Raw genomic sequence first — 25,265 nt, forward strand, 5'->3', positions numbered from 1 at the left:
GTCCGGCAGATCACCAGCGAAGGACACACATGAACAGGGTCTCCAGCGCCCACGCCGTCTCGGTGGACGGCTATATCAGCGGCCGCACCCCCGACGGCGAGGAAGAACTCGGACGCGGGCTCGGTGACGCGCCGACGCTCTTCGACTGGTACTTCGACGGGGACACGCCGAGCCGGGAGTTCGACGGGTTCAAGCTGAGCGAGGCGAGCGTCCGCTTCTTCGACGCCGCCGCGGCACGCGTGGGAGCGGTGGTGGCGGGGCGCGTCACCTACGAGCACTCCGGGCGCTGGGGAGGCGGCGGCCCCCACCCGACGGCGCCGCTCTTCGTCCTCAGCCACGGGACCGTCCCCGGGATCGGCGAGCGGCAGACCCTCGTCACCGGCGGGATCGAGGACGCGGTCGCGGCGGCGCGCGAGGCCGCCGGGGACAAGGACGTCGCCCTCATGGGCGGCGGGGTGCTGACCTCCGCGCTGGAGGCGGGCCTGGTCGACGAGGTGATCCTCCACCAGGTCCCCGTCCTGCTCGGCGGCGGCCACGGCTTCTTCCGCGCGTTCCCCCGGCAGGTGGACCTCCGGCTGCTGGAGGCCGTCCCGGCGCCCGGCGTGACCCACCTCCGCTACGAGGTGGTCCGATGATCCTCGTCACCGGAGGGCTGGGCATGATCGGCGCCCACACCGCCCGCGCGCTCGCCGACCTCGGACACGAGGTCGTGGTCACCTCGCACCGCCGGAGCGAGGTCCCGTCCTTCCTCGCCGGCCGGGTCACCGTGGAACGCCTCGACGTCACCGACCGGGACGCCTTCCTCGCCCTCGCCGACCGCCACGACATCGGCGACATCGTCCACCTCGCCGGCGGCATCCCCGGCGAGGACCCGGTCCGCTACTTCCGCACGGACACGACCGGCCTGCTCAACGCGCTGGACGCCGCCCGCGCCTGGGGCGTCCGCAGGTTCGCCGTCGCGAGCAGCCTCGGCGCGTACGTCGGCCGCTCCGAGATCCCCTGGCGGGAGGAACTCGCGCTCCCCACCACGGATCTGCCGCACCTGATCGTCGCCTTCAAGAAGGCCGTGGAGCCGCTCACCACGCACGCCCTCCAGGGCAGCGGCGTCCAGCCGGTCGTCCTGCGGATCGGGACGATCTGGGGACCGCTCGTCGATCCGGACTCCCCGTTCTTCCACGTCCCGCCGTACATCAACGCGGTGCTCCGCGGCGAGCGGCCGCCACCGCTGCACGCCGACGACGGCGGCGACTGCTGCTACGCACCGGACGCCGGGCGCGCGATCGCCCTCCTCATGACCGCGAGGACGCTGGAGCACGACACCTACAACGTCTCCAGCGGCCGCCCGGTCGCCAACCGCGAGTTCGCGGACGCCCTGGAGGCGGTCACGCCCGGCCTGCGGCTCGATCTCCTGCCCGGACGGCGGAACGGCCCCGGCGAGGACCCCTACCTCGACATCGGCCGGCTCACCCGCGACACGGGCTTCACGCCGGAGTTCGACGCCGCCGGGGCGGTCGCCGACTACGTCGCCTGGCGCGCCGGCAACCCCCGCTGACGACGGGCTCCGCCACTGTCCTGGCCCCCCGCCCACGCGGGACGGGCCAGGTCAGGCGTTGGCGGCGAGGGCGTCGATGGCGGCGACGTCCTCGTCGGTGAGGGCGATGCCCTCCAGGTCGAAGTTGGCGGCGATGTGCTCCCGGCGCGACGACCTGGGAAGGACCACGATGTCGTGCTCCAGGTGCCAGCGGAGGACGACCTGGGCGGGCGTGGCGCCGTGCCGCCGGGCGATCCCGGTGAGGACCGGGTCGCGCAGGTCGGTGTTCTTCAGACCGCTGTAGCCCTCGACCACGACCCCCCGGCGCCGGTGCTCCTCCAGCAGGACCGGGTCGTGCTGCGCCGGGCTCCACGAGATCTGGTTGACCGCCGGCCGCCGCCCGGTCGCCTCGGCCAGCCGGTCGATCAGCGCCGGGCTGTGGTTGCTCACCCCGACCTCGCGGGCCAGTCCCGCATCCCTGGCCTCCAGCAGCGCCTCCCACGTCGGGACGAACTCGTCCCGGCCGGTCGGCCAGTGGATCAGCCAGAGATCCACATAACCGGTGCCGAGCAGGCGGAGGCTCGACTCCAGGGTGCGGCGGGCGTGCGGCGCGTCCTGCGGGCGCAGCTTGGTGGTGACGAAGACCTGCTCCCGGTCCACGCCGCTGTCCTTCACGGCGCGGCCGACCTCCGCCTCGTTGCGGTACAGCGTCGCGGTGTCGACATGGCGGTAGCCGATCTCCAGGGCCGCCCGCACCGACGCGTACGCCGTCCTGGGCCGCAGTTGCCAGGTCCCGAAACCGATCAGCGGCAGCGCGGCGCCGCCGGGCAGATTCACAGTCCGCGTCATGCCTCGTATTCTGCCCATGATCGCCGCCCCTCCAACGGTGTCCGTTCGGTCGGCGCTGCGCGTGGACGACCGGCGGCGGCACGGTCAGGGAGCCGCGGGCGGACGGCCGCCCCGGTGACCTTACGGACCCGGGTGTCCCGTCTGTCAGATCGTGTGCACGTCTGTACGGGATCGCATGCTGGACAGGCTGACAACAACGATCTTCTTGTGAACACGTGAGCGGTCGAGCGACCGTGGTCTTCGTCGCGGGCTTTGCGCCCAGCTCCCCTACCAGGAGACCCGATGAAGCTGCCTTCGTATGCCGCCGCCGTCGTGACGGCGACCCTGCTCACCTCGCTCCCCGGAACGGCCGGGTCACCGGCGGCCCAGGCGGCCGGCGGCCAGGTGCCCGGCGCCCAGGCCCTGCCGAGCGTGAACATGGAGGCCACCGTCAAGGCCGCCCAGATCGACCCGCGGCGGGCGGACGACACGCTGACCCCGGGCGCGAAGGCCAGCGTGCTCCTCGTCGAGCAGGCACTGCGCGACCGGAACCTGCTTGACGCCGCGTGGGTGGACGGCTACTTCGGCACCACCACGACCGCCGCCTACGCGAAGTACCAGAAGTCGCTCGGCTACACCGGCCTCGCCGCCAACGGGCTGCCGGGCAGGACGTCGCTCGCCAAGCTCGGGTCCGGACGTTTCACCGTCGCCAACGTCATCGAGCCGGGAGCCCGCGTGTCCACCGGCGGGGCCGTCGTCAACACCCGGACGCAGAGCATGCTGGCCGAGGCGAAACGGCTGCTCGGCCGCGACCTCGCGCTGGACCAGGGCTCCTACAACCCCGGCGGCGACCCCACGTCCGCGGGCACCCACGACGGCGGAGGCGTCGTCGACGTCTCGGTGCAGGGGATGGACTCCGCCACCCGCACCACCGTCGCCCGTGCGCTGCGCCGTGTCGGCTTCGCCGCATGGGTCCGCAGCCCCTCCCAGGGCGACTGGCCGTGGCACATCCACGCCGCCGCCATCAACGACACCGACCTCTCAAGCCAGGCCCAGCACCAGACCGGTGACTACTACCTCGGCCTGAACGGCCTCTCCGGCCGCGGCCCCGACGACGGCCCGAAGGTGACCATCCGCACCTGGGAGGAGTACCAGCGCAGCTGACCCGTCCCGTCCGTACACCAGGCAACGAGAACAGACAGGCAACGAGAACAGGAACGAGAACAGAAGGAGAGAACGGCATGAACAAGCTCACCAAGGTCCTCACCACCACGGCGACCGGCGCCGTCGCGCTGGGCGGGGTGGCGTCGGTCTTCGTCTCGCCCGCCTCGGCGGCGGCCCGGGACGGCAAGTGCGACAGCGGCGAGTTCTGCTACTACTTCAACAGCGACAACCAGGGCTCGATCTCGGACTTCACCGGCTCGGTCGCCGACTACGGCACCACGCAGCCCTCCTGCTACGACTTCAAGGGCGACGGCAACGGCAAGGGCACCTGCGTCAAGAACAACGCCGCGTCGGTCTGGAACAACAGCGGCAAGACCGTCCGCGTCTACTACAACAGCAACTACGGCGGCAGCTACCAGGACTTCAAGGCCGGCGCCAAGGGCAACCTGAACGCGACCCTCAAGAACCAGAACGCCTCGCACGAGTTCTCTCCGTCGGCGCGCACGAACATGTCCTACGGGCTGTACGCGACCAGCGGCGGGCAGATCACCTGCGGCTTCGACGGCTACACCACCACGCCCGGCCGGCACGAGGGCATCGACATCGCCCGCGGCATCGGCTCCGACGTCCACGCCCTGGTGGCCGGTAAGGTCATCTACATCGCGCGCGGGGCCACCGGGAGTTCGGGGCTGTCCACGATCTCCGTCTACAACAGCTCGCTCAACAAGACGGTGATCTACCTGCACTCCGCTCCGCGGTCCTCGCTGAGCGTGGGGCAGTCGATCAGCCGCGGCCAGGTCATCGCCGACGAGTCGTGGCACGGGGTGTCGTCCAGCTCGTCCGCCCACACCCACGTCGAGATGCGTCTCGGCCAGCAGACGCACGCGGCCAAGAGCGTCAACGACCCGACCCTGGACAACCCGAACCCGACCACGTTCTGGAACTCCCAGGGCTACAACGTCCGATAGAGCGCAGCGGCCTCCACCAGAGGGGAACACGACTGTGTCGACACGAAGCGTGCGGCTGATCCCGCGGCTCACCGCGACGACCGCCGCGATGGCGCTCGGCGGGGCCGCCCTCATCCCGCCCTCCCCCGCCTCGGCCGCGGCCCGCGACGGCGTCTGCGAGACCGGCGAGTTCTGCTACTACTTCAACAGCGACAACCAGGGCTCGGTCTCGGACTTCACGGGCTCGGTCGCCGACTACGGGACGGCACAGCCTTCCTGCTACGACTTCAAAGGCCCCGGCAACGGCAAGGGCACCTGCGTCAAGAACGCCGCCGCCTCGGTCTGGAACAACAGCGGCAAGACCGTCCGCGTCTACTACAACAGCAACTACGGCGGCAGCTACCAGGACTTCAAGGCCGGCGCCAAGGGCAACCTGAACGCCACGCTCAAGAACCAGAACGCCTCGCATCAGTTCCTGGGCTCGACGCCACCGCCGACCGGTTGCAAGACCGACGGCACCGACAGCAAGCTCCCTTCCACGATCCTGGTGTACCGAGTGTCACTCGGCCGTGTGGACCGGGTGGCGTTCAAGACCTACGTCAAGGACGTCCTGCCCAACGAGTGGGTGCCGAGCTGGCCCGCGGAGTCCCTGAAGGCCGGGGCGATGGCCGTCAAGGGCTACGGCTGGTACTGGGCGCTGCACTCGACCCGCAAGACGTCGGGCGGCCAGTGCTTCGACGTCTACGACACCACGTCGAGCCAGGTCTACAAGCCCGGCTCCGCCCAGGCGTCGACGAGCGCCGCGGTGGACGCCACGTGGGGCACCCGCATGACCCGCGGCGGAAAGATCCTTGAGGCCCACTACTGCTCCACGACGACGGCGTGCGGCGGCTGGGTCACCGGGGACTGGATGTCGCAGTACGGCTCCCGCGACAAGGCCGACGCGGGCTGGAGCTACTCCAGGATCCTCACCGCCTACTACACCGGGATCGCCCTCTCCTGATCCCCTGACCGTCCTGCCGAGCCCCCCGCCGTGGCCCCTCCGCGGCGGGGGGCTACGGCCCTTCGACGATGATCTGGAAGTTGACCGGCCGGCTTCCGGGGAACGCGACCTTCCCCGCGCCGTCCACCACCTTGAAGCGCACGTAGCATAAGCCCGGCTTCCTCGGCGTGGTGATGTCGGTGCGGACGTCGACCACGTGGCCTGGTTCCGTGTCGGCGATCGGCACTTCGGAGATGGTCTGGCAGTTGTCGGCCTTCTGCGGGAGGTCCAGGCGGCGCAGCGAGTAGCCGTCCCACGGGACCGTTCCGGAGTTCTTGAGCCGCCATACCTTGGTGATGTTCTGGCCGGTGCCGACGCGCGTGCAGTCGGGCAGCGTGATGTCCGCGACGAACTGGGCGGCGTCGCCCTTGTGCCTCGGCGGAGCCGCCGCCGGGTTCGTCGCCTGCACCGGGCAGTCGGCCGGAGACAGCGCGGCCTTCGCCCGGTTGCCGTACTCCTCCAGGGCGTCCTTGCCGGAGTCGCGATCGGCCACGATGAGGACCACGGCCCACGTACCGATGACCGCCGCCGCCAGCGCGACCGCGCCCGGGCTGCTCACCCGGAGCCGCCGACGGCGTTTCGGTGCGGGGAAGGTCGCCTGGACGTCCCCCGCCATCCGTCCGGGCGGTGGTGGCCGGACGGGCCGGGATTCCGAGGTCTCGTCACCCGCCGGGGCCTCTGGCGGCTCGATGGCGATGTGCACCGCCTGGGCGTCCACGGTGCTCACGGCGGAGCCTTCGAGCACGGCGGACGCGGGCCTCCCGGCGCTCGCCGACCTCACCGCCAGGTTCGCCCGCTCCCAGCGTTCGCGGTACGCGGCCGGGTCCGCGCCGCACGCCTTGACGAACTCGACGGTGGTCCCCCAACTCGGGAGCCGGTTGCCCTTCGTGGCCTCGTGCAACGTCGTGTGCGAGATCGCCCCCGACCTTCCGGACATCTCCCGGAAAGGCGGGTTGCCAACGGATTCCCGCAGTTCCCGCAGAACCGCCGCGAAGTCCTCGATCGCCTCCGCCTGTGCACGCATGTGGTCCACCGGGTGAAGCTAACAGCGCCCACGTCCTCCCCTCAAGCACAGGTTTTTATCGGTTATCTTCCGTTCGGGTCGCCTTTTGAGCTGATCAACATCTGGAGAGGACGCTCCCGCCCGCGGACGCAGATCTTCCCCGCCGTAACCTGCTCAGGAGCACCGCCGTCATCATGGGCGGACCAGATCGTGGTCCACCACACCGCATCGGCGAACGCCACGGACCACTCGCTGGAGCACGCCCTCGGGCTGTCCCGGACGATCCAGAACTTCCCCATGGACACCAACGGCTGGGACGACATCGGTCAGCAACTCACCATCAGCCGCGGCGGCCACCTCATGGAGGGCCGCAACCGCACCCTTGAGGCCATCGGCGCCGGAACGCATGTCGTCGGGGCCCACACCCTCGGCCAGAACGACCACACCATCGGCATCGAGAACGAGGGCACCTACACGACGGTGAAGCCCACCGGCGCGCTGTGGGCGAAGCTCGTCTCGACCTGTGCGCGGCTGTGCGACGTCTACGGCCCGGAGCCGCACGCGGCGATCGTCGGGCACCGCGACCACAACGCCACCGCCTGCCCCGGCGACGCCCTGTACGCGCTGCTGCCGCGCCTGCGCGACCAGGTCGCCGACAGGCTGGGCGAGCGGTATCCGGCGGAGGTGCCGGGAGCCGTGCCCGGCGGCCTGCCCGGGCCGCGCTTCACCTCCGACCACGGGCCGGCGGTCGGCCCCGGAGACCCCACCCGCTGACCGGGCTTCCCGAAACGTCGCGGACGTGCCGGTTCTCGTCACGCCGAAAGGAAATGAAAAGTCCTGCCTGGTCCGCCAAGGTAAAGGCCGATGGACGTAATTTTGTCCAGGGCGCTCCACCCGGGTGTTTCGCGTGCCCGCCGTATGCCCATACCTCAATGGTGTCGCCTGAAGCCAGGAGTTGGGCATGAGATCTGGGTTGAATACCGGCGATTCGGCATGGGTGCTCGTCAGCTTCGCCATGGTGCTGCTCATGACGCCGGGACTCGCCCTCTTCTACGGTGGAATGGTCCGGGCGAGGAACCTCGTCAGCGTCCTGTACATGAGCTTCGTCTCGATCGCCGTGGTGACCGTCATCTGGTTCCTCTACGGGTACGGTCTGGCGTTCGGTGACGACGTGGGAGGGGCCGGCCTCATCGGCTGGGGCAGGTGGCAGTTCCTCAAGACCACCCCGTCGGTCCTGAGGGGCGTCATCCCGGAGTACGTGTTCTCGATGTTCCAGCTCGTTTTCGCGATCATCACGCTCGCGCTGATCAGCGGCTCGGTCGCCAACCGCGTCAGGCTCGGGCCCTGGATGGTCTTCGGGCTGGTCTGGGTGACCCTCGTCTACCTCCCGATCGCCCACTGGGTGTTCTCCAAGGGGGGCTGGATCAACCGGTGGGGCGCGCTGGACTTCGCCGGCGGCCTGGTCGTCGAGCTCAACTCCGGCATCGCGGGCCTGGCGCTGGCGCTGGTGCTCGGACCGGGGCTGCGCTTCCGCAGGGAGGGCCCTCCCGAGCCGAAGAACATCCCGCTGGTGATGGCCGGCATGGGGCTGCTGTGGTTCGGCTGGTTCGGCTTCAACGGCGGATCGGCGCTGACGGACGGCGCCCTCGCGGCGAACGCGGTGGTCAACACCATGATGTGCGGGTGCGTCGCGATGCTGGTCTGGATGCTGCTCGAACGGGCGCGGTTCGGCCGGTTCTCCAGGCTGGGCGGCACGACGGGCGCGCTCGCCGGACTGGTGGCCATCACGCCGGCCTGCGGGTACGTCAACCTGCTCGGCGCGACGATCCTCGGCATCGTCGTCGCCGTCGTCTGCACCTACGCCGTCGAGGTCAAGACGTCCGTCGGGTACGACGACACCCTGGACGTCGTGGGCATCCACGGGGCGGGGGGCATCGTCGGCGTGATCCTGATCGGGTTCTTCGCCACCGGCAAGTACGGCAGCCCCACAGCCGGCCTCGCCTACGGCGGCTCGATCTCCCTGCTGGGCAAGCAGATCGTCGCCATCCTCGCCGTCGGCTGCTACAGCTTCGTGCTCACCTACGTCATCGGCAAGGTCGTGGACGTCCTGCTGGCCTTCCGCCCGAGCGCCCGTGAGGAGGCCGAGGGCCTCGACACCGAACTGCGCATCGAATGAGGCCCGTCACACGGGAAGGGTTCTGCGCAGGCGGCAAGTCTGGACGACGGCTTCGCCGAGGACGCCGTCGGTGGGGAGTTCGAACAGGTCGCGCGTCTGCGGCCGACGTCCCTCGTCGATCGCCGCCGCCATCTCCCGCAGGTCCGCCGCAAGGGTCCGGGCGGTGTGCGCCGGTGGTGCGGGGGCACCTCCGCGAACCCGGACGGAGGCGGCGGTGACGGCGTCCACGAGCCTGTCGAGCCCGCCCAGGACCGGCCACCAGGCGGCGCTCAGGCGGCTGGCGGGCGGAGGTTCGGCCTGGGCCCGCCGCAGTTCGACCCGGACGGCGTCGAGGGTGCGGTGGAGCGCCCGTCGATCACGTGTCCGGCTCTCCCGAGAGCCGGTGAAGGCCTCGTCGAGGTAGTCGGCGAGCGCCTGGAACCCGACGGCGAACCGCCCGCCGAGCCGGATCCGGCGGCTTCCCGGCCAGAGGGCGTAGCCGAAGACCAGCACGATCAGGCAGCCGAGGAGGGTGTCGGACAGCCGGGCCAGCACGAGTTCGTCCGAGGGCTCCGGCGAGACCAGGTCGAACAGGAAGAGCATCAGCGGGGTGAGGGCCACCGTTCGCATCGCGTAGGACTTGGCCTTCAGCACCGGGATCAGCCCGCCGAAGAACGCCGCGAGCGGGACGGCGGCCCAGCCGCGGGGCACGACGACCAGCACCAGCAGGGTGGGGACGGCCGCGGCGATCGTGCCGAGCGCCCGCAGCAGGGCCCGGACGAAGACCGAGCCGAAGTCGGGTTTCAGGATCACGGCCACCGTCAGCGGAAGCCAGAGGGAATGCACCGTCGGGAGCCAGAAGTGGTGGAAGACGCCCTCGAGGTCGACGAACGCCGAGGCGATCGCCATGCACAGGGCCAGCCGGAGCCCGTACCGCCAGGCCGCCGCGGAGGTCAGGGCCAGCTGGACGGCCCGGTACGCCCGGGTCGGCAGGGGCTTGGGCAGGCCGAGCCACTCGGGCTCCTCCAGGGGCGCCTGCGGCAGTCGCCGCCGGGCGTGCTCGACGGGCCGGGCGAACTCGGCCTCGCCCCGGTACGGCGCGATCTTCGCGTCCCTGTTCCCGGTCCGGACGGCGTTCGCGATCTGCCGCACCGCCGCGGCCAGACCGGGCGGCGCCGGCCGCCGCGACCAGATGAGACGGTGAGCGTCTCCATCAGGGGCATGGCCGCGTTGAGCATGCCGACGAGCCACCGCGTCTCGTCGCTCCAGTTCTCCACCGTGCGGAGGCGATGGCGCGTCAGGGCGTCCTGTGCGGTGTCCATCGCCGTGCTGAGCGCGAGCCGGGCGTCGCCCGGGTCGGGGAGGGCGTCGATGAGGTCGGCGGCCCTGGCGTACACGGCGGCGACGGCCTGGTGCTCGGGTCCGGGACGGCCTCTCCACAGGCGCCAGCTCAGCAGGCTGAGCAGGAAGATGAAGGTCCCGCCCGCGAACTGGCAGAGCGGAGGCAGCCACCACGCTCCGACCGGGGGCAGCCCGCTGCCGATCACGTTCAGGAACAGCAGGCTCAGCCCCGCCCCCGACATCACGTTGCCGATCGAGCTGACCAGGCCGGCGACGAGGGCGACCAGCGTGGTCATCGTCACCGTCCACCAGCCGTGCCCGTGGCCGAGCTGACCGATGATCAGGCCCACCGCACCCGTCAGCTGCGGAACGAGGAGCCCCAGCGCCCTCGACCGGTACGGCCCGGTGCTCGGCCGCATCACCGCCAGCAACATGCCGGCCGCCGCGAGCAACCCGGCGCGGAGCTCGTCCAGGGCCAGCGCCACCGCGACCACCGCGCCGAACGCGACCGCCGTACGGATGGCCTCGGACCAGGGCGGGGGCCCCTTGGAGATCGTGAGCGCCCGGCTCAGCCAGTTCCCCGCGTCGACCCGGGTGGCGCCCGCCATGTCAGATTTTCTGGAACAGGGCGTACAGGAGCGTGAAGACGCCGATGCCCACCCCCAGGGAGACGATCACGTTCACCGCGCCTCTGGCGTATTTGCCCTCCTGGAAGAGGTGGACGGTGTCCAGCTCGAAGGTGCTGAACGTTGTCAGCGCGCCGCAGAAACCCGTGCCGACCAGGGCGTCGGGTTCCGCGCTCGCGGTCACGCCGTGCAGAGCGCCCAGGATCCCCGTGCCGAGGAGGTTGACCGTCAGCGTCCCCCAGGGGAACGCCTTCCCGAACCGGTTCTTGACCAGGGTGTCGAGAACGAAGCGCAGCACGGCGCCGCACGCCCCTCCGATGAGCACCAGCAGGGCGATCATGACGGCGTGCCGGTCTCCGGTCCGGTCGGGCGGTACGGCAGGAGCCTTCCGCCCCAGAGTCCGACGGCGATCGCGATCCACCCGCCCGCCACGCTGACCACCGCGTAGACGGCGCTCAGGTCCCAGGTCCCGGCGCGGCCGAGGGCGTGGACCCCGTCGATGAGGTGGGAGAACGTGGTGAACCCTCCCAGGTAGCCGGTCACCAGCAGCGGCCGGGCGACGGGGTGCGGCCTGCCCTTGAGCAGGTACGACGTCAGGATCCCCATGAACAGGCAGCCCAGGATGTTCACCAGGAGGGTCCCCCAGGGGAATCCGTGCCGGGCTCCGGGCATCGCCTTGATGAGCAGATCACGCGCCAGCGCCCCGACCGCTCCTCCGATCGCGACGTCGAGGAGGGCGCGCGGCCGTATCCCGGGGTGGCGGGGCGGTCCCTTCCTGTGCCGGTCAAGGACGGACGCCTCGGCCGCCTCGCGGCGGAGCAGGCGTCCCACCGACCGTCCCGGGTCCCCCATGGCCGGTGTCACCACCTGCGCCGGCCGGGCGCGGGCACACCCAGCAGCAGCCGGCGGACGGCGTCCCAGACCTGCATGAAGGCGGTCTCGACCTCGGGTGACCGCTCCCCCAGCACGCGCGCCCAGGCGCCCCGGTTCCCCGGCAGGACGCTGGCTCCGGCCCGCAGGCCCGTGCGGGCGAGCGCCTCGTGCATCGTGTCGGCCACGGCCTGCGCGGGCTCCTGGCCGGTGACGACGTACAGGGACGCCAGGACCCCGAAGTCGTCCATCACCGCGGGGCCCGTCACCGCCCGTTCCTCCGGAACCAGGTGGAGCGGATCGGCGAACAGGAGCCGTCCCGTGGTGTCGTGCACCTCGACGTCGCTGCAGTACGCCGTGTAGGCGTGCCGCTCCCCGCGGGCGAGGCGGCCGGCCAGCAGGGTCTCGCCCACCAGGACGGTGGAGTCGGGATGGGCGTTCAGGGCGATGTGCTGGTAGAAGCGGGTTCCGCCGAACGGGATCGTCGTGTCCGGCAGGTACTCCAGGTAGCCGCCAGGGCCCACGGCGAGACCGACGAGTTGCGTGGCGTAGTCCTGTTCCATCCGGTAGAGCCGGGTGGCGCCCTGGGTGGTCACGTGCACGGACGCGCCCGCGCCGCAGGAGACGTCGACGCGGTAGCGGTCGCCCTGGAGGACTCCGCCTCCCGACGACATGAGCATGACGTACGGCAGGTCCGGTGCCGCGGGATCGGGGTAGAGGGGCCGGGTGATGTGCAGCGGCGCCTTCTGGTAGTGGCCGGTGAGCTCCGTCCGGTCCCCGATCAGCTCGAACTCCAGATCGAGTATCCCGACCTTGCCGGGGCTGCCGACCGGGAGCATGTCCACGGCGCCGGCGTGCCGCCGCACGGGCTCGGGCACCCACCGGGGAAGGTACCGCTCGGGCGAGAGGCGGTCGGTCGCCCCTGCACCGCCCACCGTTCCTACACCGGCGAGGTACACGCCGCTCCCGCCCGCGCCTCGATGAAGTCGACGACCTCCGCGACGCCGGTGCCGAGGAGGCAGTCGGTCAGCGCGACCGGGCCCTCGCCGCGCACCGCCCGCGCGTCGCGTTCCATGACCGCCAGGTCGGTGCGGACGTACGGGGCGATGTCGATCTTGTTGATGACCAGCAGGTCGGAGTCGGTGGTGCCGGGGCCGCGCTTGCGCGGCATCTTCTCGCCCTCGGCGGTGTCCAGGACGAAGATGTACACGTCGGCCAGCGCCGGGCTGAACGTGAGCGTGAGGTTGTCGCCGCCGCTCTCGAAGAGCAGGAGGTCGAGCTCGGGAAAGCGGTCGAGCATCTCGGCCGCCGCCGCCAGGTTCATGGTCGGGTCGTCGCGGACGGCGGTGTGCGGGCAGGCGCCCGTCTCGACCCCCACGATCCGCTCGGGGTCGAGCGTCCCGGCCAGGGTGCGGCGGACGTGCTCGGCGTCCTCCTGGGTGTAGATGTCATTGGTGATCACGCCGACCTGGTGCCCCAGCGTCTGCAACCGCGGCACCAGCGCCTCGACCAGCGCCGTCTTGCCGCTTCCGACCGGGCCGCCGATGCCCACCTTGAAGACCTTCTCCAGCTCCATCCCGCCTCCTTCGTGTCAACGGATCAGGTGACGAACAGGCGGGCGTCCGCCCGCTCGTGCGCGGCCGCGACGACGTCGGCGACGGGCACCGAGCCGTGCAGCTCCCGCGGATCGCGGACGGCGAGCGCCGCCCGTGCGACCCGTGCGAGATCCGGGCGGATCTCGCACAGCAGCCTCTGGGCGCGGCGGAAGTCGGTGCGGGCCAGCCGCACCGCCGACGCAGCCCAGCTCGCGGCGAAGGCGTACAGGTCGGCCGCGACCGCGTGCGCCGCGGACACGCCGAGCCCCGCGTAGAGCGCGCCCACCACGACCGCGTGGTTGCCCGGCGCGGCCTTGTCCGCCACCAGCTCCGCCAGCCGGGCGCCCTCGGGCACCGGGAAGGCGAAGGCCGCCGTGTCCAGGACCTGCCGGCCGGTCCGGGTCGAGGCGTTGCGCTGCTCGCGGTTGAGCTTGATCGCGTGCAGCCGCCGGTCGACGCGGACCAGCCCGTCCCAGTCGGCCTCGCCCGCCGCGCGGTGCGCCAGTGCCAGGGCGGCCGCGTCCGCGGGGCCCACCGCGTTGTACAGCAGGTCGGTCAGCAGATCGCGCAGGTTCTCCGGCCCGGTGATCTGGAGCTGGACGTACCCCTCCAGCCCGTGCGACAGCGTGTACATCCCGCTCGGGAAGCCGGAGTCGGTGAGCTGGAGCTGGGCCAGCAGGGGATCCAGGTCGGCGGTGTCCGGACGTGCGCTCATGCCAGGAAGAACAGCCGGTTCAGCGGCAGCTTCGTGGCCGGTTCGATGTGCGCGGGCTCCCCGTCCACGGTCACCTTGTAGGTCTCCGGATCGACCTTGATCTCGGCGAGCGTCGAGTTGTGGAGCATGTGGCGCTTGTCGACGGTCCGGCACTGGCGCACCGGCCGGATCAGCCGCTTCAGTTCGAGCCGTTCGGGCACGCCCGCCTCGATCGCGGCCCCGGACATGAAGGTCGCGCAGGTGCTCGACAGCGCCCTGCCGAAGGCCCCGTACGTGGGCCGGTAGTAGACGGGCTGCGGCGTCGGCAGGGACGCGTTCGGGTCGCCCATCTGCGCCCAGTTCACCATCCCGCCCTTGATGACCATGGAGGGCTTGGCACCGAAGGAGTGGATCGGCCACAGCACGATGTCGGCGAGCCTGCCGTCCTCCAGGGAGCCGATCGTGTCCGCTATCCCGGAGGCGCGGGCCGGGTTGATGGTCAGCTTGGCCAGGTAGCGCAGCACCCGGAAGTTGTCGTTGCGGGACGAGTCCTCGGGCAGCGCGCCCCTCTTGTCCTTGTTGTGGTGGGCCACCTGGAAGGCGCGGGTGAACGACTCGCCCACCCGGCCCATCGCCTGGGAGTCCGAACCGATGATGCTGATGACGCCGAGGTCGTGCAGCACCGTCTCAGCCGAGATCGTCTCGGCGCGGACCCGGCTGTCGGCGAACGCCACGTCCTCGGGCACGTCGTAGCTGAGGTGGTGGCAGACCATCGTCATGTCCAGCAGCTCGTCCACCGAGTTGGCGGTGTAGGGCAGCGTCGGGTTCGTGGAGGCCGGGAGCACGTTGGGCTCGCCGGTCACCCGCAGGATGTCGGGGGCGTGCCCGCCGCCCGCGCCCTCGGAGTGGTAGGTGTGGATCGCGCGGCCGTTGATCGCGTTGATGGTGTCCTCGACGAAGCCGGCCTCGTTCAGCGTGTCGGTGTGGATGTTGATCTGGATGTCCAGCTCGTCGGCCACCGACAGCGCGCAGTCGATGACGGCCGGGGTGGCACCCCAGTCCTCGTGCACCTTCAGCCCCGCGGCGCCGGCGACGATCTGCTCCTCCAGCGGGCCCGGCAGGCTGCTGTTGCCCTTGCCGTAGACGGCGATGTTGATCGGGATGTCCTCGTAGGCCTGCAGGATGCGGGAGATGTTCCACGGGCCGGGGGTGGTGGTGCAGCCGCGGCTGCCGTCCGCCGGCCCGGTGCCGCCGCCGACCAGGGTGGTGATCCCGTTGCTCAGCGCGTGCTGGGCCTGCTGGGGAGTGATGAAGTGGACGTGGGTGTCGATCGCCCCGGGCGTGGCGATGAGGTTCTCGCCGGAGACCACCTCGGTGGTCGCGCTGATGATCAGCCGCCGGTCGACGCCGTTCTGGGTGTGCGGGTTGCCCGACTTGCCGATCCCGGCGATCTTCCCGTCCTTGATGCCGATGTCGCCCTTGACGACGCCCAGCATCGGATCGAGGATCACCGCGTTCGTGATCACCATGTCCAGGGCGACCGACCGTCCCGAGGCCGGGTCGGCCGACATGCCGTCGCGGGCGGTCTTGCCGCCGCCGTACTGGGCCTCGTCCCCGTAGTGCCCCTCGGTGTGGTCCTTCTCCACCTCGACGACGAGGTTGGTGTCCCCGAGGCGGAGCCGGTCGCCCACCGTCGGGCCGTACATGGACGCGTACTGCTGACGGCTCATCGTGGTCATGGCGGCTCAGCCCTTCTTCCCGGAGCGTGCTGACTTCGTCTTCCTGGACGGCTTCTTCGGCGGCTCGACCGGCTCGTCGAGATAGCCGCGCTTGTGCATCCGCCGCAGCGCCGTGCGGTGCGCCTCGGCGGACCGGACGCTCCCGTTGAGCAGGCCGCCGAACCCCACCAGCCGCAGCCCGCCGCCGTATTCGACCAGGGTCACCTCCTTGGTGTCTCCGGGCTCGAACCGGACCGCGGTTCCCGACGGGATGTCCAGCCGTTTCCCGAACGCCTTGTCGCGTTCGAATTTCAGCGCCCGATTGGTCTCGAAGAAATGGAAGTGCGAGCCGACCTGGACGGCGCGGTCGCCCGTGTTCTGCACCAGGATGGTCTCCCTGGGCTGCCCGGCGTTCAGTTCGATATCGCCCTCGCCGTACATGTAAACGTCATCCGACATGGGATTCCTCCCCTTTCATGTCCGCCATCACCCGACGTGGAATTTCCTGGAGGTGACCGTGATCCTGCTCATGGCCTTGCTCGTGGGCGTGGCCGTGCCCGTGCCCGTGGGCGGTGGGCGCCAGCCCGTCGTCGCCGTCCCGGCTCCACCGGCGTTCCGCTTCGGCCGCCCGTTGGCGGATCAGCGCGGCGAGTGAGGCCGCCCCCAGAAGCGGGCCCGCGGTGCGGGCGTCGGCCCGCCGGGGCGCCGGAACGAAGGAGGCGGGCACCAGGACGACGTCGTCCGCCCCCAGGCGCCGGCAGCGCTCGACGCCCTCGTCCACGTCCGGCTCCCCGCCCGACAGCGCCACCTCCACCCAGCGGACGGGCGTGTACTGCCAGACCAGCCGCGCCACCCTGAACAGGTCGGCGTCCGGCTCGGGCCCGGCGGCGGGCGCCACCAGCAGGACCGCCCGCTCCCCCGGCAGGTCGCGCAGCGTCCGTGTCACCGCGCCTCTGATCCAGCCGACCAGGTGCTCGGTCGTGCCCAGCGGCCCGGCCAGCAGCAGGTCTCCCGGCTCCCGGTCCCGGGCCGCCCACCTCAGGGTCTGCGCGGTGACGACCGGCAGGTCCGGGTCGCGCCCGAGCGTCATCGGCACCGCCACGAGCCGGTGCCGCGGACGCAGGGCCGACTGCAGATCCCGTCCCGGAGCATGGACGGGCGCGCCCCCGGATCCGATCAGCTCCGGAAGGCATCCGCCCTGCCGGCTCTCGTGCCCGCCGACCAGGACGACCCGCCGGCCGCCGGACACTATTTGCCGCCGACCGGGTCGTGGCAGGAGACCAGCTTGGTGCCGTCGTCGAAGGCGGCCTCGATCTGGATGAGCGTCAGCATCGCGCGCACGCCGGGCAGCACGTCGCCGGGCCCCACGATCTGCTTGCCGAGCTGCATGCACTCGGCGACGGTCCTGCCGTCCCGGGCCGCCTCCACGATCGCCGAGCTGATCAGCGCCACCGTCTCGGCGTAGTTCAGTTTCAGGCCCCTGTCCCGGCGCTGCTGCGCCATCTGGGCGGCGGTGAAGAGGACCAGCTTGTCCATCTCCCGCGGGGTGAGGTTCATCGGTTGTCCTTTCCGCGCCCGGTCGCCACCGAGGTCACCCAGCGCGCTCGATCTTGTTGAGCAACGGGACGGCGGCGAGGAACACCCAGGTCACCAGGACGAACGGCCAGGTGAGGGTGTGGCCTCCGACCACCTCGAACAGGGTGCCGATTCCGGCCGTCACGCCCGCCGCCGACACCGTGCCGATCACGGCGTAGACGGCGCTCACCGAGGTGACCGCGACGAACGTGCCGAACAGCGCGAGCCCGGTCAGCACGGAGTTGTAGCCGTACAGGCCGGCCCCGAGGTCCGCGGCCTGCGCACCCAGCGCCCAGCCGGTGAGCAGGCCGATCAGGCTGGAGACCAGGGCCACCAGCCCCGTCACCCATCCGGCGATGACCAGGCCGGCCAGGAAGATCAGCCCGACGTACCACTGGTCCTGGAAGAACACCTGGCCGACGCCGTTGAAGATGCCCTTCCAGAAGTAGGTCCACGTCATCGCCGTGCCGGGAGCGGTCGCGGACGGCGCGGCCGTGCCCGCGTGCTCCGCCCACACCCGGCCGAAGGACGGCCCGCCGATCACCATGACGGAGGTGATCACGCAGAAGGGCGCGGTGAACGTGGGCAGGTCGTACGGGGCGAGGACCACCCTCAGCGCCGAGGTGAGCACGCTGCCGGCGATCGCGCCGCCGACGACGAGCAGGACCGTCATCCACCGGGCGTCCAGATAGAGCACCAGGCTGACCCCGATCAGGGTGCCGCAGAAGCCCTCCAGCCCCAGCGAGATCCGGTCCCGCCAGGAGACGCCGAACAGGTGGGCGGTGAGCGTGGCGGCCACCGTCCCCAGCAGCCCGAAGACGCCGAACTGCCAGCCGCCCACGAACAAGGCCGCGAGGAAGACCAGACCGGTCCAGTGGTTCGCCTGGAAATCGACCTGGGCAATGCCCTTCGGAATGGTGAGAAGATGGTCGAGAACCCGCCGCCGCTGCCGATCCACCGTCGGTTCCGACGGATCGGGCGGCGCGGGTGCCGAGGACAATTGCCGACTCCTTTGATGACACGCAGGCACGTGCGTACGCAGACTCTTCGTACGCCTGACCTGATGCCCGCTGCCTCGATCAACTAGCTCAAGGGAGTTCACGCTTTGGGTCAATCACGGCGAAGGGTGCGTGACAGGGCCCGGCACTCGCGGCCCACGGTGGCGGCATTGAGGAACGCCACGTCCGGCGTCGCCGTCGCTCAGGGGGCGCGGTGCAGGACGACGAGGGCGACGTCGTCCTCGCGTCGCCCGAACTCGGCGAGGATGCGGTCGCTGTAGGCCTCCAGGTCGTCGTCCACGTCCACGGCGAGGGTCCTGAGGCGTTCGAGGTTCGCGGTCAGGGAGACGGTGCGCTCCTCGACCAGCCCGTCGGTGATGAGGACGACGGTGCCGCCCGGCGGGACGCTCGTCTCCTCCAGGCCGAGCCGCTCGGCCGGGAAGCCGAGCAGCAGGCCGCCCCTGCCGCCGTACTCGGCCCGTCCGGCGGCGATGTGGAGGGGCGGCAGGTGGCCCGCGTTGGCGACCTGGAGCCGTCCCGTGCGCGGGTCCAGGGACATCAGGCACATCGTGGCGGTCTGGTCGTCGTGGTACCGCTGCATCACGGTGTTGAGCAGCCTGAGGATCCTGACGATGTCATGGCCCTCCGCGGCGAAGGCCCGCAGCGCGTGCCGGAGTTCGGCCATGACGGTGGCCGCGTGCAGGGAGTGCCCCTGCACGTCGCCGATGGCCACCAGGACGTCCTCGCCTCGGTCGATGACCTCGTAGAAGTCGCCGCCCACCTCGGCCTGGTCGCTGGCCGGCTCGTAGCGGACGCTGAACGCCCAGCCGGGCATGGCGGGGTGGACGGCGGGCAGCAGGCTGCGCTGGAGCGTCAGGGAGATCAGGTGCTCCTCGGTGTAGGAGCGCAGCGCCTCCATCGCCAGGGCCACCGCCTGCCCCAGCTGGCGCAGGAGGTGGGTGGCGTCCTCGTCGGACGCGCCGCCGGCCTCGATCGCCACGCCGATCGCGGGACGGCCGCGCTTGGCCCGCGAGGTCACCAGGAGGACGTCGCCCTTGGAGGCGCTGTCGGGCAGCAGCTCCCGCCACTGCGCCTCCGGCACGGCGGCGATGCGGGTACCGGTGTCCTCGCCGAGGCCGGTCATCGCGACGAGCCGCGCGGGCACCTCGGGAGGGCAGGGCCGGTTCCACGGCTCGTTGCCCAGATGGACGGTCCTCCTCACCCGGCCGTCCGGGGGGTGGATGAACACCGCCGCGGGCACGCGGAAGATGTCGAGGGCGCCGCGCGCCGCCACCGCCGCGAGCCCGTCGAAGGTCGTGGCGGCGTTGATGGCCAGCGAGGTGCGGGTGAAGGCCGCCATCCGCTCGGCGATCCGCTCGGCGCGGCGGCGCGCCTGGTAGTAGCGCAGGACCGCCTCGGCGGTGGCGATGAACTCGCCCGGGTCGATGGGGTCGGTCATGTAGGCGTCGGCGCCGCGCCGCAGCCCGTGGGTGCGGTCGGTGGACTCGACGGCCGTGGCGGAGATGTGGACGACGGGCAGCGACGCCGTGGCGGGGGCGGCCTTGATCTGCTCGCAGACCTCCATGCCGTTCGCGTCGGGCAGCTGCACGTCCAGGACGACCAGGTCGATCTGGTGCTCGGCGAGCCGTTCCCAGCACTGGGCGGCGGTGGCGGCCTCCACGACGATGTGCCCGGCGCGGCGCAGCCAGCTGCCGATGATGTACCGCTTGGTCTCGTTGTCGTCGACGACCAGGGTGGTCGCGGTCGGTATCGCGTCGGTCATGGCATCCGGGCCGTCCGCCTGGTCCGGGCCCGCGCCACCGCGTCGGCGAGCATGACCGGTGCGAGCTGGGCCTGGTCGAGAACGGCGTCGACGCGCTCCGGCCGCGTCTCGTCCGAGGCGGCCCCGTCCGACGGGGCGATCAGCACGACGGCGGTCCCGGGCGGCGGCCCGCCCGGCTCGCCCACCGCGTCGGCGGCGGAGATGTCGGGGCCGAGCAGGATCAGCTCGGGCGGGTCGGAGGAGGCCGCCAGGTGGCGGACGGTCCGCGGGTCGCCGGCCTCGCTGACGCGTTCGGCGGCGTCGCCGATCATGTCGCGCAGGACCCGGCGCGCGGCCTCGTGCCCGTCGGCGACCAGCACGTGCGCGATACGGAGTTCGGCCAGGCTCCGGTACGGGGGGAGGCGCAGCGTCACCGTCGTGCCCGCGCCGACCTCGCTCTCCAGCGTCAGGTCGCCGCCGAGGGCATGGGCGAGGCGGCGGGAGTAGGTCAGCCCGAGCCCCGTTCCGCCCGGTTTGCCGCCCGGCACCTGGTAGAACTCCTCGAAGACGCGCTCCCGCTCGGCGGGCGGGATGCCCATCCCGGTGTCGGCGACGGCGAACTCCAGGTGGTCGGCGGTGCGCCGGGTCGTCAGGCGCACCTCGCCCTCGTCGGTGAACTTGAGCCCGTTGGCCACCAGGTTCCGCAGGATGCGGGTCAGCATCACCTCGTCGGTGACCATGGTGAGGGCCCCCGCGTCGGCGGCGTCCACCCGGAGCCGCACCCCCGCCTGCTCTGCCATGGGCGTCATCAGGTCCGCCAGCTGCCGCAGCATCGAGGGCACCTCGACGAAGGTGCGGCGCGGCGCGAGCCGGCCCTGTTCGGCCTTGGCCATGTCCAGCAGCTCGTTCACCAGGGAGAGCAGGGTCTCGCTGGCGCCGGCGACCAGCGAGACCTGGTGCCGCTGCTCCTCGGTCAGGGGTTCGGCGGCGGGGTCGAGGAGCAGCCGGGCGAGCCCGATGACACCGTTGACGGGCGTGCGCAGCTCGTGGCTGATGTTGGCCCAGAAGCGGTTCTTGGCCTCGCCCGCCTCGCGGAGCTGGTCGGACTTCTCCTCCAGTTCGGCGTACAGCGCCACCACCCCCCGGTTGGTCTCCTCCAGCTCGGTGGACAGCTCGTTGTAGAGGGCCATCACGCCCTGGTTGGTCTCCTCCAGCTCGGTGTTGAGCGCGCGGAGTTCCTCGCTCTGCCGCCGCACGTCCTCCAGCGTCCGCAGCAGCTCGGCGTTCTGGGTCCGCAGTTCCTCCAGGGCGGTGGCGGGTTGGAGGCGTCCCAGCCGCGCACGGAGGTCGGCCAGCGTCGCGTCGGCCACCGCGGAGACGTCCGCGGGCAGGTCCTTGGCGAGCCTGACGGTCCGCCGCGCCTCGGTTCCCGTCTCCTCGACCAGGTCCATGAGGCGCGCGGCCGCGGTGTCGCCCTCCTTCGGGCGGTGGGCGCCCGCCTCGGGCGCGTACTCGATCTCGATCAGCAGCCGCGGCGCGGGCCGCCGGTCGAGGCAGAAGGCCACCGCGACCGTGCCGGAGTGGGCCACCAGCTCCCGGCCGATCTCGCTGAGCGCGGTGGCGACCCGCACCTGGTCCTGGAAGTCGAGACGGACCGCGGCGGCGACATGGCGCCCGGCCTGGCGGAGGGCGAAGACGCCCTCGTCGTCGGCCACCCGCAAACGCAGCAGTTCCTCCGCCATCGATTCACCTCCGCCCGGCGGTGGTCACGGCGAGGACGCAGCGGTCGTCGTGCCGCACCCCGGCGGAACGCAGCAGCTCGGCGGCGATGAGCAGCGGCTCGCGGGAGGGCCCGGGACGGCCGGCGGCGTCCCACTTGTCGGTCAGCCCGTCGGAGTGCAGCACCACGGCGGCGCCCTCCGGCAGCTCGTAGGCGTGTTCGCGCAGCGTCCGGGTCTTCGCGCCGGCGATGCCCGGCACCGAGATCATGCCGTGCCGCCGGTCGAGCCCGACGATCCAACCGGCGATGTTGCCCAGTCCCGCGAACCGCACCAGGCGCGCCTCCGGGTCCACCGCCGCCACCGCGACCGCGCCGCCCCGGGTCGCCCCGAGCCGCTGGTGCACCTTCCGCAGCAGGTCGAGGGGACGCGCCGGCAGCACGGCCTCGCGCATCGCCATGACGGCCTCCTGGCCGGCCCGCGCCGCCATTGGCCCGTGCCCGAGGCCGTCGCAGACCATCGCGTAGACCGTTCCGCCGTCCAGCCGCGCGGCGTAGGCGTCGCCGCACTCCTCCTCACCGTCGATCGGGCGGGTCAGCCCGGCGAAGGGCGGCCCCGGCTGCGGAGGAGCCGTCCTGCCGCCGGACGGGGAGAACCCGGCGAACAGGACGGTGCCGGCGCCGGGAAGCGAATGCAGGCCGGTGCGGTCGGCGAGCCGCTCGATCGACCCGAGCCCCAGGCCGAGCGTGCCGGAGGTGGAATGGCCGTCCACGCGGGACGCGGCGACGTCGGCGATGCCGGGCCCCCGGTCCAGGCACACGACCTCCAGCGCGGCGTCCTCCCCCATCCGGACGATCCGGACGAGGATCTCGCCCCGCACCGCGTGCTTGGCCAGGTTGGTGGCCGCCTCGGTCACCGCGAGCTGGATCTGCCCGAGACGCTCCCCCGCGAAGCCGAGCCGCTCGGCGAGGCGGCCCGCGTGGCGCCGTGCGCCGGCCGCCGCGCTGGGCTCCTCGGCCCGCAGCCACACCGCGTCACCCGTGGGCGGGCTGGTCATCCATCCGGTGCCGGTCAGCGGATCCATTTGGTCACCGTCACCGTGGTACCCCTGCCGACCTCGGTCTCCAGTTCGAACTCGTCGGCCAGGCGCCGCGCACCGGGCAGGCCCAGGCCGAGTCCGCCTCCGCTCGTCCAGCCCTCGGTCAGGGCCTGCGCCACGTCGGGGATGCCGCCGCCCGTGTCGGTGAACACCAGCCGTACGCCGGCGCGTCCCCGCGCGTTGACGACGGACTCCACGCGCGCGGAGCCGCCTCCGCCGTGCACGAAGGTGTTGCGGGCCAGCTCACTGGCCGCCGTGACGATCTTGGTCTGGTCGACCAGCGACATCCCCGCAGAGGCGGCGGCGGCCCGCACGAGCTGCCGCACGCGGACCACGTCGTCGTTGGAGGAGATGGGAACGGTGCCGTCCGCCGGACTCGTCACGGGCGGTCCACGCTGCCGGCGCCGATGGCCGGCAGCGGCGCGCCGAGCAGCCGCATGCCCTTCTCCAGGTCCAGCGCCGTGCGCACGCCGCCCAGCGACAGCCCCAGCTCGACCAGGGTGATCGCCACCGCGGGCCGCATGCCCACCACCACCGTCTCCGCGTCCATCAGCCGCGACATCGAGGCGATGGTGGCGAACATCCGGCCGATGAAGGAGTCCACGATGTCCACCGCGGTGATATCGATGATCACGCCCCGGGCGCCCGTCTTGACGATGCGGTCGGCCAGGTCCTCCTGGAGCGCCAGGACGGTCTGGTCCTGAAGGTCGATCTGGATCGACACCAGCAGGACTTCGCCGATCTTCAGAATCGGCACGCGCTCCATCAGGCCCCCGCCCCGCCGACGACCCGGGTACCCGTGCGGTCCAGCGCCCACTCCAGGGCGTCGGCGAGCGACCCCTTCGTCGGGATGTCGCCGAACTCGATCCCGAGCGCCACGATGGTCTGGGCGATCTGCGGGCGGATGCCGGAGATCACGCATTCGGTGCCCATCAGCCTGGCCGCCATCACCGTCTTCAGCAGGTGCTGGGCCACCTCGGTGTCCACGGCCGGGACCCCGGTGATGTCGATCACGGCGAACTCGGAGCCCGTCTCCACCAGGCGCTCCAGCAGGGTCTCCATGACCACCTGCGTGCGCGCCGAGTCGAGGGTGCCGACGAGCGGGACCCCGAGGATCCCGTCCCACAGCTTCACCACGGGCGTGGACAGTTCGAGCAACTGCTCCGTCTGGTCGGCGATGACCTGCTCGCGCGCGGCGGCGTAGGTCTCGAACGTCAGCAGTCCCAGATCGTCGACCTCGGAGGAGAACGCCACGAACTCGGCGTACGCCGCCACGTCACCGACGGCGCCGACCTGCTCCAGCACCGCCTGCTTGAGCGCGAAGACGCTCACCGCGGTCTCGCTGGGGCTGAACCCCTGCCGGGCGCGGGTGCGGGAGATCTCGGTCAGTGCGGCCCGGAGCTCCCCGGCCGCCTCCTGCTCCCCGCCGGTCGCCCTCTCGATCAGCCCGTACAGCTCGAAGAGTTCGGCCCTCAGCTCACTCTCCGTGATCCGTCCGCGCACCCCCGCGACGACCAGCTTGACCCACCGGTCAAGAATGACATCCCGCCGGGAGCGCAACAGCTCCGGAAGATGCGCATCGCTCGTTCCCTTGCTCAACTGCCGTGCTCCCTCGCTGCCCACTGGCCACCGCCATCACGCACGAACGCTGCGGGAAGAGTACCGCCCATAGCAGAGAGAAACGGACTCGGCGCCATGATCATTAATGATCGGAGGGCGTTTGGGCTTCACCGCGGGCCGCCCTCGGCGGGCGGGCCGGGGACCAAGAAGCGACTGACCGGTAACCGACTCTGTCGGTTACCGACGGTGACCGAGGGTGCATGTCCGCCTTCGGCCCGCGTGCCGTGCGGGCGCGAACGCGACACCCTCGACGGGCGGCCGGCCGCCGAGCCGTGGGCCATAGACGAAAACACAATACACCGACTCAAGCCTGGATGAAGCTCCATGGCTCGGGAGGTCCAGCGGGTGGTGTGCTGGCCGGCATGGTGACGATGGGACGGACGATGGTGCCCGCCGGAGAAGGCCGGGCGGTGCGGGTGGGCGCCGGGCGGCGGGTGCGGGTCGTGGACGTGGAGGGCGGTCAGGTCGGCGACCTGTTCGCGTTCGCCGCGGACGACCCGCGCGAGCATCTGAGCGCCGCGCACACCCGCAGCGTGACGAGCCGGCTGTTCCCGCAGGTGGGCGAGTCGTTCGTCACCGATCGGCGCAGGCCGATCCTGACCCTGGCCGGCGACACCTCGCCCGGCTCGCACGACATGCTGATCGCCGCGTGCGACCCCGCACGGTACGCGGGACTCGGGGCGCCGGGCCACGCCTCGTGCGCGCAGAACCTGGAATCGGCGCTGGCGGAGATGGGGCTGTCGACCGGCACCGTCCCGCAGCCGGTCAACGTGTTCATGCGGATCCCGGTGGAGGACTCCGGACGGCTGCGGTGGCTGGCCGCCGAGAGCCGGCCCGGGGACGCGATCACCTTCGAGGCGGCCATGGACTGCGTGGTCGTCGTGTCGGCGTGCCCGCAGGACCTGGCCGGGATCAACGGTGACGGCCCGACCCCGATGGCGATCGACGTCCTGTGAAGCGGACCGGCCCCGACCGGTCC

26 protein-coding genes and 2 pseudogenes are annotated in these 25,265 nt (G+C 71.6%); 8 read left to right on the forward strand and 20 right to left on the reverse strand.

The window, feature by feature from the left end; translation table 11 throughout:
- The first annotated feature begins 29 nt into the window (after positions 1–29).
- Together AB0H37_RS05430 and AB0H37_RS05435 are read left to right on the forward strand one after the other, a co-directional pair.
- Positions 30–635: a dihydrofolate reductase family protein gene (locus AB0H37_RS05430; protein ID WP_360611568.1), complete on the forward strand. Its 606-nt coding sequence runs from the start codon at positions 30–32 to the stop codon at positions 633–635.
- Entirely contained in the window at positions 632–1,552 is a 921-nt protein-coding gene (locus AB0H37_RS05435; RefSeq protein ID WP_360611570.1) for an NAD(P)-dependent oxidoreductase, read from the forward strand. Before AB0H37_RS05430 ends, AB0H37_RS05435 begins: the two co-directional genes overlap by 4 nt.
- A 51-nt stretch (positions 1,553–1,603) precedes the next feature.
- On the opposite strand, the gene AB0H37_RS05440 is transcribed toward AB0H37_RS05435, so the two are convergent.
- Complete coding sequence (locus AB0H37_RS05440; protein WP_360611572.1) at positions 1,604–2,380, reverse strand: aldo/keto reductase; 777 nt, start codon at positions 2,378–2,380, stop codon at positions 1,604–1,606.
- Between the two features lie 282 nt (positions 2,381–2,662).
- On the opposite strand from AB0H37_RS05440, the gene AB0H37_RS05445 reads away from it, so the two are divergent.
- The 3 genes from AB0H37_RS05445 (at position 2,663) to AB0H37_RS05455 (ending at position 5,473) form a co-directional block, all read left to right on the forward strand.
- Complete coding sequence (locus tag AB0H37_RS05445) at positions 2,663–3,523, forward strand: peptidoglycan-binding protein (protein ID WP_360611574.1); 861 nt, start codon at positions 2,663–2,665, stop codon at positions 3,521–3,523.
- A gap of 77 nt (positions 3,524–3,600) precedes the next feature.
- The gene (locus tag AB0H37_RS05450; RefSeq protein WP_360611576.1) at positions 3,601–4,491 is read left to right on the forward strand and encodes a peptidase inhibitor family I36 protein; all 891 of its coding nucleotides are present in this window, start codon (positions 3,601–3,603) and stop codon (positions 4,489–4,491) included.
- A gap of 34 nt (positions 4,492–4,525) precedes the next feature.
- Entirely contained in the window at positions 4,526–5,473 is a 948-nt protein-coding gene (locus AB0H37_RS05455) for a SpoIID/LytB domain-containing protein (RefSeq protein ID WP_329086922.1), read from the forward strand.
- Positions 5,474–5,525: 52 nt separating this feature from the next.
- Here the strand turns inward: AB0H37_RS05455 and AB0H37_RS05460 are convergent, their stop codons facing one another.
- A complete protein-coding gene (locus tag AB0H37_RS05460; RefSeq protein ID WP_360611622.1) occupies positions 5,526–6,536 on the reverse strand; it encodes an NBR1-Ig-like domain-containing protein in 1,011 nt (336 codons plus the stop codon).
- 186 nt (positions 6,537–6,722) lie between these two features.
- On the opposite strand from AB0H37_RS05460, the pseudogene AB0H37_RS05465 reads away from it, so the two are divergent.
- Both AB0H37_RS05465 and AB0H37_RS05470 read left to right on the forward strand, forming a co-directional pair.
- Positions 6,723–7,169, forward strand: a pseudogene (locus tag AB0H37_RS05465) (peptidoglycan recognition family protein); the annotation flags it as partial.
- A 307-nt stretch (positions 7,170–7,476) separates the two neighbouring features.
- Positions 7,477–8,691, forward strand: a complete 1,215-nt coding sequence (locus tag AB0H37_RS05470; RefSeq protein WP_329086920.1) for an ammonium transporter — start codon at positions 7,477–7,479, stop codon at positions 8,689–8,691.
- A 6-nt stretch (positions 8,692–8,697) separates the two neighbouring features.
- Here the strand turns inward: AB0H37_RS05470 and AB0H37_RS05475 are convergent, their stop codons facing one another.
- The 18 genes and pseudogenes from AB0H37_RS05475 to AB0H37_RS05560 all read right to left on the reverse strand — a co-directional run bounded on the left by AB0H37_RS05475 (position 8,698) and on the right by AB0H37_RS05560 (position 24,265).
- Complete coding sequence (locus tag AB0H37_RS05475) at positions 8,698–9,579, reverse strand: FUSC family protein (RefSeq protein WP_360611624.1); 882 nt, start codon at positions 9,577–9,579, stop codon at positions 8,698–8,700.
- A 44-nt stretch (positions 9,580–9,623) separates the two neighbouring features.
- The gene (locus AB0H37_RS05480; RefSeq protein ID WP_360611579.1) at positions 9,624–10,619 is read right to left on the reverse strand and encodes an FUSC family membrane protein; all 996 of its coding nucleotides are present in this window, start codon (positions 10,617–10,619) and stop codon (positions 9,624–9,626) included.
- Between the two features lies 1 nt (position 10,620).
- Positions 10,621–10,977 carry a fluoride efflux transporter CrcB gene (gene crcB, locus AB0H37_RS05485; RefSeq protein WP_179836896.1) on the reverse strand — a complete coding sequence of 119 codons (357 nt, stop codon included), beginning with the start codon at positions 10,975–10,977 and terminating at the stop codon, positions 10,621–10,623.
- On the reverse strand, positions 10,974–11,468 hold the full coding sequence (locus tag AB0H37_RS05490) for a CrcB family protein (protein ID WP_360611582.1): 495 nt from the start codon (positions 11,466–11,468) through the stop codon (positions 10,974–10,976). The genes crcB and AB0H37_RS05490 overlap by 4 nt, the downstream gene beginning before the upstream one ends.
- Positions 11,469–11,497: 29 nt before the next feature.
- The gene (locus AB0H37_RS05495) at positions 11,498–12,442 is read right to left on the reverse strand and encodes an urease accessory protein UreD (RefSeq protein WP_360611584.1); all 945 of its coding nucleotides are present in this window, start codon (positions 12,440–12,442) and stop codon (positions 11,498–11,500) included.
- Between the two features lie 5 nt (positions 12,443–12,447).
- The gene (gene ureG, locus AB0H37_RS05500; protein WP_179836898.1) at positions 12,448–13,083 is read right to left on the reverse strand and encodes an urease accessory protein UreG; all 636 of its coding nucleotides are present in this window, start codon (positions 13,081–13,083) and stop codon (positions 12,448–12,450) included.
- Between the two features lie 23 nt (positions 13,084–13,106).
- Positions 13,107–13,817, reverse strand: a complete 711-nt coding sequence (locus AB0H37_RS05505) for an urease accessory UreF family protein (RefSeq protein WP_360611586.1) — start codon at positions 13,815–13,817, stop codon at positions 13,107–13,109.
- Entirely contained in the window at positions 13,814–15,535 is a 1,722-nt protein-coding gene (ureC, locus tag AB0H37_RS05510) for an urease subunit alpha (protein ID WP_179836900.1), read from the reverse strand. Before ureC ends, AB0H37_RS05505 begins: the two co-directional genes overlap by 4 nt.
- Before the next feature lie 135 nt (positions 15,536–15,670).
- Positions 15,671–15,973, reverse strand: a pseudogene (ureB, locus tag AB0H37_RS05515) (urease subunit beta); the annotation flags it as partial.
- Complete coding sequence (locus AB0H37_RS05520; protein ID WP_360611588.1) at positions 15,963–16,763, reverse strand: hypothetical protein; 801 nt, start codon at positions 16,761–16,763, stop codon at positions 15,963–15,965. The pseudogene ureB and the gene AB0H37_RS05520, both read right to left, overlap by 11 nt.
- A complete protein-coding gene (locus tag AB0H37_RS05525; protein WP_179836903.1) occupies positions 16,763–17,071 on the reverse strand; it encodes an urease subunit gamma in 309 nt (102 codons plus the stop codon). The genes AB0H37_RS05520 and AB0H37_RS05525 overlap by 1 nt, the downstream gene beginning before the upstream one ends.
- A gap of 34 nt (positions 17,072–17,105) precedes the next feature.
- Positions 17,106–18,089, reverse strand: coding sequence for an urea transporter (locus AB0H37_RS05530; RefSeq protein WP_360611590.1), 984 nt, complete (start codon positions 18,087–18,089; stop codon positions 17,106–17,108).
- 200 nt (positions 18,090–18,289) lie between these two features.
- Positions 18,290–19,870: a fused response regulator/phosphatase gene (locus AB0H37_RS05535; protein ID WP_360611592.1), complete on the reverse strand. Its 1,581-nt coding sequence runs from the start codon at positions 19,868–19,870 to the stop codon at positions 18,290–18,292.
- On the reverse strand, positions 19,867–21,591 hold the full coding sequence (locus AB0H37_RS05540; protein WP_360611594.1) for an ATP-binding protein: 1,725 nt from the start codon (positions 21,589–21,591) through the stop codon (positions 19,867–19,869). The genes AB0H37_RS05535 and AB0H37_RS05540 overlap by 4 nt, the downstream gene beginning before the upstream one ends.
- Before the next feature lie 4 nt (positions 21,592–21,595).
- Entirely contained in the window at positions 21,596–22,651 is a 1,056-nt protein-coding gene (locus AB0H37_RS05545) for an ATP-binding protein (RefSeq protein ID WP_360611596.1), read from the reverse strand.
- The gene (locus tag AB0H37_RS05550) at positions 22,639–23,049 is read right to left on the reverse strand and encodes an anti-sigma regulatory factor (protein WP_179836906.1); all 411 of its coding nucleotides are present in this window, start codon (positions 23,047–23,049) and stop codon (positions 22,639–22,641) included. The genes AB0H37_RS05545 and AB0H37_RS05550 overlap by 13 nt, the downstream gene beginning before the upstream one ends.
- Positions 23,046–23,432, reverse strand: a complete 387-nt coding sequence (locus AB0H37_RS05555; RefSeq protein WP_329086894.1) for an STAS domain-containing protein — start codon at positions 23,430–23,432, stop codon at positions 23,046–23,048. The genes AB0H37_RS05550 and AB0H37_RS05555 overlap by 4 nt, the downstream gene beginning before the upstream one ends.
- Positions 23,432–24,265: an STAS domain-containing protein gene (locus tag AB0H37_RS05560; protein ID WP_329086892.1), complete on the reverse strand. Its 834-nt coding sequence runs from the start codon at positions 24,263–24,265 to the stop codon at positions 23,432–23,434. Before AB0H37_RS05560 ends, AB0H37_RS05555 begins: the two co-directional genes overlap by 1 nt.
- Before the next feature lie 383 nt (positions 24,266–24,648).
- Between AB0H37_RS05560 and AB0H37_RS05565 the strand changes: the two genes are divergently transcribed.
- Positions 24,649–25,242, forward strand: coding sequence for an urea carboxylase-associated family protein (locus AB0H37_RS05565; RefSeq protein WP_360611599.1), 594 nt, complete (start codon positions 24,649–24,651; stop codon positions 25,240–25,242).
- Positions 25,243–25,265: the final 23 nt, after the last annotated feature.

The organism is Actinomadura sp. NPDC023710, assembly GCF_040639875.1.
Classification (GTDB): Bacteria; Actinomycetota; Actinomycetes; order Streptosporangiales; family Streptosporangiaceae; genus Spirillospora; species Spirillospora citrea.